The following is a 4,562-nucleotide window of genomic DNA, read 5'->3' as shown; positions in this document are numbered from 1 at the left end:
GGGCCGTAAGGGCGGAATCCAAGCCGCCGCCCGGCCAGCCCTTGTGGGAGCGCACCCAGTGCGCGACGGGGTTTTCAGGGGAAACCGGGCCGCGGGCGGCCCGTCGCGCACAGGGTGCGCTCCCACAGGGTGTTCAAGGCTGTCGGCTCACGGCGCCCGTCACTTACGCTTCGCCCGCGGATGTGCCGCGTCATACACCTTGGCCAGATACTGGAAATCCAGGTGTGTATAGATCTGCGTGGTGGCGATATCCGCATGGCCGAGCAGCTCCTGCACSGCGCGCAGGTCGCCGGAGGATTSCAGCATATGGCTGGCGAAGGTGTGGCGCAGCAGATGCGGATGGATGCGTTTGGCCATGCCTTGCTGCAGCGCCAGCGTCTTCAAACGTAGCTGTACGGTACGCGGATTGATGGGCGCACCGCCGCGGCCTTTGAACACGGGCTGCTCGGGAACCACGCCTTCCGCTTCGCCCAACGCACGCAGTGCAGCGACCGCGTGGCGGCCGACCGGCACGATGCGGGTCTTGTTGCCCTTGCCGAGCACGCGCACTTCGCCGGCGTGCATGTCCAGATCGATCCAGCGCAGCCCGGTGAGCTCGGACAGGCGCAGGCCCGAGGAATAGAACAGTTCCAGCATCGCGCGGTCGCGCAGATTCAAAGCGCCTTCGCTCTGCGTTTCCACCAGCGAAGTGGCCTCGTCCACGTCGAGCACCTGCGGCAGCTTGCGGTGCACCTTGGGGCCGCGCACGCCGGCCAGCGGGTCATGCTCGAGCAGACCTTCGCGGGTGAGCTGGCGAAACAGGCTGCGGCAGGAGGACAACAGGCGCTGCAGGCTTTTGGGTGCGAGGCCAGCGCGGTGTTCGCCGGCCACGAAGCCGCGCATGCGGTTGGGCTCGAGCGCGCTGAAGTTGGCGATGCCCTGCGCCTCCATCCAGCGCAGCAGCTTGGCCAGATCGCGGCGATAGCCATCGACCGTATGCACCGATGCCTTGCGTTCTCCCGCGAGTCGCGAAAGCCAGGCGTCGACCTGGGCCTGCGGGTGAGACATAAGTGTTACATGACTTCCTGGGCGCGGCGCAGCGCGGCGGTGACGGTGCCTGCGATCATCTTCAGGAACACCGTGCCCATGCCCGGCTGGAAATGGTCGGCATCACCGCTGCCAATGGCCAGGATGCCGAACTCGCCCAGCGGCATCATCGCGGCGGAGCGGATTTCCGGCGCGTGGTCGCCGAACAGGCGGTACAGGCGTTCGGCCGAGAGGCGGCCGGCGACCGGTTCGTGGTGCGCCATGAAATCGGAAAACTCAGGCACCTGCGAGCGCCCGCCCGGGATATGCACCAGCCAGTCCGCCGGCGGCAGCCCGATCGGGCCGAACAGCATCAGGCGTACCTGGTCGGTCTGAAAATCCTCCGCGAGCCGCGCCACCACGCTGCGGGCCGCCACGGCGGGTGTTCCAGCGCGCAGCACGGCGAGATTGAGCTCGTGCACCCGCTGCATCAGCCGCTCGTTTTCGGCGGCGATGGCGATCAGGCCGGCCAGCTGCTTCTCCAGCTCCGCGTTCTTCTCGCGCAGGCTCTGCAGCTGATAGACCGCCAGCGAGGCGACACGGCCCTGCTCGCGCGGCAGCGTAAGCTGGGCCGCGATATCGGGATAGTCGGTGAGAAACTCCGGATGGTGCCGCAGAAAAGCCGCGACGTCGCCGGCGGAAAGCGTGTCGACAATGGCGGTTTCGGACATGGCTACCTCAGGGGAGTCGATGCGTTGCGGGCCGAGTGTGCGTTGTTCCGCTATCGGCTTTCAACCGACATGGACAGAAAGTCGCGTCAACCCAGCCATTCGCCTTCGAAAACGAACGTAGCCGGCCCGGTCATCCACAGCGTATGCCCCGGCCCCGCCCATTCGATGGTCAGGGTGCCGCCGGGCAGCGTCACCATCACTTTCTCGTCGACTTCGTCGCGCAGGCGAAGCACCGCCATCGCGGCGCAGGCGCCGGTACCGCAGGCGAGCGTCCAGCCGCTGCCGCGTTCATGCACGCGCAGGCGCAACTGGCCCCGATCGACCTGCTGAACGAAGCCAGCGTTGGCGCCTTCTGGGAAACGACTATGCGTGGTCAGCATCGGGCCGACCCGATACAGCGATGGCGCCTGCAAGTCAGGCACCACCACGACCGCATGCGGATTGCCCATCGACAACGCACCGATCTCCAGCACGTCGCCGCCCACTTCGATGGCGTAACGAGCCGCCTGGAGGTCGGCACGGAACGGAATGCGCTCGGGCTCCAGCGTGGGCACGCCCATGTCGACCGTCACCTCGTTCGGGCCACTCAGACGCACCGTCACGGGCCCGGAGGGGCTTTCCAGCCGGATCATGTCGCCGATCGACAACTCACCCGCACGATGCAGCCACGCCGCCACGCAACGCACGCCGTTGCCGCATTGGCCCGACGGCGTGCCGTCCGCATTCCAGATCCCGTAGTAGAACGCACAACTGGGATCGCGCGGCGGCTCGATGCTGATCAGCTGGTCGAAACCCACGCCCATGTGCCGGTCGGCGATGGCGCGGATCTGCTCTTCGTTCAGTGCAAACGCGCGCTGGCGGCAATCGACCATCACAAAGTCGTTGCCGATGCCGTGCATCTTGGAGAACGGAAGCTTCATTACATGAACTTGCCGCCGGTGATCCGGCCGTTGGCGTCGAGTTCGGCGAAATAGCGGCTGTTGTTGCTGCGCATCTCACGCGTGGCGATGGTGCCCGGCAGGACCAGCAGCACATCCGGATACGCGGCCTTGAACTGCTCAGGCGTGGGATGTGCGGCGATAAAGGCGTCGAACGCCGTCATATCAGTGACAAAGCCGTGCACGGGCACAGGCGTCAGTGCCGCCGGAACCACTGCCGGTATGGGCTTGGCTGCCGGCGCGACGGGCGTAGCGGGATGCACGGTGGCCGCGGGCGTAGCCTTGGGCATATAAAGCGGTCCCTTGTTGCCGCATGCGGCGAGCAGGGCAAAAACGGAGCACAGCGAAAGCAGCAGGAGTGATCGGCGCATGTCGGGGTATCCGGCGGGAACCCGGTCAGTATAGGCGAGCCGCCGCTTTTGAAGCGCCGCCGCCCGTGAATGGCGCGTCAGCCGTTATGATGCCGCCGTCGCCGCCGCGAGCGGTTTGAATGCACAGAAGTACAACGATGGATTGGACCGCGCTGCTGCGCCTCCCTTCGACGATCCTGCTGATCCTGGCCGCGGTCGCCCTGCTGTTCACCTTGTTTCAACTGGTGGCCTTGCGCCAGCGCCTTGATGACAGGCAGCGCCTGGCAGCCGCCGGTCGTTCCGTGCTGCTGCTCGTGGGTTTCGCCATCACCCTGATACTGACGGGCATGGGCTTCGCGTTGCGCGGCTATCGCCTGCTCAGCGAAGAGACGCCGGTAGTGGAGATCGACGCACACATCCTTTCACCGCAGCGCTGGTCGCTCATCCTGCATTGGCCTGACGGCGCTTCCCGCCGCGTGGAAGTGGCCGGCGATGCGTGGCGCGTCGAGGCCGTGGTGCTGAAGTGGAAGCTGCCCACGATGCTGGCGGGCGTGCCGCCGCTGTACCGGCTGGATCGGTTGTCGGGACGCTACGACGACCCGAACGATGAAATGCATGGGCCGCGGACCGTGGTCGATTTCCGTGAAGGCGGCAGCTTCGATCTGCTCGATCTGCACAAGCAATATCCGCGCTGGGTGCCGGATGTGGATGTGTTGTTTGGCAGTGGGGTGTTTTTGCCGCTGGTGGATCAAGGGCATTACACGGTGAGTCTGATGCGCACGGGGGCGTTGGTGGCGCGGCCGGATGAGGCGACAGAGCAGCGCATCGCGCAGCCGTTTTGAGGTTGGGGTTTTGGGAATTGAGCGAGGGGGGAATCTCGCTTTGTTGCGTGGAGGCGGAGCCGCCCTCCGGTAGTTGTCGTTTCCAAGCGGCGGAAATTCGCTTGTTGTCCCAGCGCTGGCCGCGTTTTGCTCGTCATCCCGGCGTAGGCTGGAAGCGCTCTTCAACAGCCGAATGGCTGGTCATCCAGAGCCTCAGTGTTTGGTTTTAGCGATACGGCGACCTGGCTCGCCTGCCGCGGGCTTCCGACCTCCTGCCGGAGGCCGGGTCACTTTTCTTTGCTTGCCCACGCACGCGCTTCGAGCGCGCGCGAACGGCGAAGCCGGCCCGAAGGGCGGAGGGCAGGATGCCCGGAGTAAAGAAAAGTAACCAAAAGAAAGGGCCCCCCGGATGGCGCGCCTTCCGGGCCGTTGGCCCTCCAGGTGCGCGGGCGGGTTACGGGGACCCCGGGGGCAAGAGCCGCATCAAGAGCCACGCGACGTCCGACGCTGCTGGGCCGCTCTCTTGTAGGAGCGCACTTGTGCGCGACCAACCGGAGCGATGCACCGCGACGCTGCGGTCGCGCACAAGTGCGCTCCTACAAGGGGGACGCAGGTMTGGGGATGGCGGATCARASTTGCYGGTYGGCTMTTTGTGGGAGCGCACCCTGTGCGCGACAAACCTACGGAGCGRTACACCCAGGCGTGGCTGTCGCGCAC

Annotated in this window: 5 protein-coding genes; 1 reads left to right on the top strand and 4 read right to left on the bottom strand. The window is 65.9% G+C overall.

Going from position 1 to position 4,562, the window contains the following annotated elements; all coding sequences use genetic code 11:
- Window positions 1-159 precede the first annotated feature (159 nt).
- From xerC to lptM, 4 genes are all read right to left on the bottom strand, one after another.
- Window positions 160-1,047: a tyrosine recombinase XerC gene (gene xerC, locus AC1DMG_RS20085; protein WP_477180976.1), complete on the bottom strand. Its 888-nt coding sequence runs from the start codon at window positions 1,045-1,047 to the stop codon at window positions 160-162.
- Window positions 1,048-1,052: 5 nt separating this feature from the next.
- Window positions 1,053-1,736 (bottom strand): DUF484 family protein, encoded by a 684-nt coding sequence (locus tag AC1DMG_RS20080; RefSeq protein WP_121883777.1) that lies wholly within the window; start codon window positions 1,734-1,736, stop codon window positions 1,053-1,055.
- An 86-nt stretch (window positions 1,737-1,822) separates the two neighbouring features.
- The gene (gene dapF / locus AC1DMG_RS20075) at window positions 1,823-2,656 is read right to left on the bottom strand and encodes a diaminopimelate epimerase (protein ID WP_441601828.1); all 834 of its coding nucleotides are present in this window, start codon (window positions 2,654-2,656) and stop codon (window positions 1,823-1,825) included.
- Window positions 2,656-3,045: an LPS translocon maturation chaperone LptM gene (gene lptM, locus AC1DMG_RS20070; protein ID WP_441601829.1), complete on the bottom strand. Its 390-nt coding sequence runs from the start codon at window positions 3,043-3,045 to the stop codon at window positions 2,656-2,658. The genes dapF and lptM overlap by 1 nt, the downstream gene beginning before the upstream one ends.
- A gap of 137 nt (window positions 3,046-3,182) precedes the next feature.
- Between lptM and AC1DMG_RS20065 the strand changes: the two genes are divergently transcribed.
- On the top strand, window positions 3,183-3,866 hold the full coding sequence (locus AC1DMG_RS20065; protein ID WP_441601830.1) for a hypothetical protein: 684 nt from the start codon (window positions 3,183-3,185) through the stop codon (window positions 3,864-3,866).
- The last annotated feature ends 696 nt before the right edge of the window (window positions 3,867-4,562 follow it).

Source organism: Dyella sp. 01N36 (assembly GCF_056399745.1).
The sequence above is the reverse complement of the archived record's forward strand: the minus strand, read 5'-3'. Positions and strand labels throughout refer to the sequence as shown.

What these genes read in the sequence shown, in the direction of transcription:
- AC1DMG_RS20065 (WP_441601830.1), top strand. Translation starts at nt 3,183, where the DNA reads ATGGATTGGACCGCGCTGCTGCGCCTCCCTTCGACGATCCTGCTGATC.
- AC1DMG_RS20080 (WP_121883777.1), bottom strand. Translation starts at nt 1,736, where the DNA reads ATGTCCGAAACCGCCATTGTCGACACGCTTTCCGCCGGCGACGTCGCG.
- dapF (WP_441601828.1), bottom strand. Translation starts at nt 2,656, where the DNA reads ATGAAGCTTCCGTTCTCCAAGATGCACGGCATCGGCAACGACTTTGTG.
- lptM (WP_441601829.1), bottom strand. Translation starts at nt 3,045, where the DNA reads ATGCGCCGATCACTCCTGCTGCTTTCGCTGTGCTCCGTTTTTGCCCTG.